The 1395-nt window shown below is 42.0% G+C and carries 2 protein-coding genes; both read left to right on the top strand.

The features are described 5' to 3' along the window. The coding region (locus ACS8FC_RS14150; RefSeq protein WP_459112959.1) for a phenylalanine--tRNA ligase subunit beta-related protein at window positions 1-631 on the top strand (631 nt) is incomplete at its 5' end. A gap of 247 nt (window positions 632-878) precedes the next feature. Further along, window positions 879-1178 carry an integration host factor subunit alpha gene (locus tag ACS8FC_RS14145; protein ID WP_201600256.1) on the top strand — a complete coding sequence of 100 codons (300 nt, stop codon included), beginning with the start codon at window positions 879-881 and terminating at the stop codon, window positions 1176-1178. Window positions 1179-1395 lie beyond the last annotated feature (217 nt).

Below are 1395 nucleotides of genomic sequence, written 5' to 3'. Positions count from 1 at the left end.
CCAAACCCCAAGCATTGCATTGGTCGCAGTGGGTGATGTATGGAGCGAGCAAGCGTATCAAAATCGTGCGCTAGACTTTTATGATCTAAAACATGATATTGAACAGTTATTACCAGCGCAGATCGATAGTGCACGCATTCGCTATGAGCGTAGTGCGCTGAGCTTCCTCCATCCAGGACAAAGCGCTGAGTTATATATCGATGATATATATGTTGGTTGGTTGGGTCAGCTACATCCAAATACTGCTAAGCAGTTAGATCTGCCGACGACATGGGTTGCCCAATTATCACTGGCACCACTATTGACGCTTGCTCGTGAGCAGCATGCGATTACGACGCCTAGCAAGTTCCCACAAGTACGCCGTGATATCGCTATCTTAGTAGACAGTGATATCAGTTTGCAGACGTTAGAAACGACGGTGCGAGCTGCGGCAGGTGATCTGTTGACTGATCTGTGGCTGTTTGATGTGTATCAAGGCGATAAAGTACCAGCAGGTCAGCGTTCATTGGCGTTTGCACTCGTATGGCAAGATGCTACACAAACCCTATCGGATGAAGCTGTAAAGGCTGCCACTGATAAGGTTGTACATGCATTAACGGCTCAACACGCAGTCCAGTTACGTGACAGCTAATATTTAGTCTTTAAAATACCCAATGCTCTATAGCCTTTTCAGTTATGAGGCTATGGAGCATTGCTATTCGTAAAAACTATTATTTATAACCCTTTTACTTGTAGAATAAGTTAAGTCATTATTAATAAAGGATTTTAATGCATAGTTTATTAAAAACTGCTCAAAAAACCTTTATAATAATGAGACTTAACCCTCATACCGCTAAACCATGATATTCGACATCACGACATAGCATAGGAGTCGTACTGTGAGCACCTTAACCAAATCTGACATGATTGAGCACTTAATGAGTCATCTAAATCTGACACGACAAGAAGGTCGCTGTCTGGTGGAGAACTTTTTTGATGAGCTGTCAGAGAGTTTGATTGATGGCAAAGAGGTCAAGCTTTCAGGCTTTGGCAACTTTGAGCTTAAAGATAAGAACAGCCGTCCAGGTCGTAACCCTAAAACAGGGGAGCCTGTCGCAGTATCCGCGCGCCGCGTGGTTACGTTCAAAACGGGACAAAAATTTCGTCAGAAAGTTGATGAGCGTTTATTCGATACTTAATGCGTTATTGAGTATGAAAGCCTGCTTATTTTCGCTATAGCCTTGTAAAACTATTGATATATGTTTGCACATGACTGTGATGACGATTTTTCATATATTGCGCTGCATGTATCTTATATAGCCAATAAGTACCAAGTATGGCTATGGGTAACTAGCTGTCATAAATTGCAGGCATAAAAAAAGAGAGCATAGGCTCTCTTTTTTTTATTACCGTTTA

The sequence above is a fragment of the Psychrobacter sp. 1Y4 genome (assembly GCF_051847555.1).
Note: the sequence above shows the minus strand (reverse complement) of the source record. Positions and strands in the feature narration are given on the sequence as shown.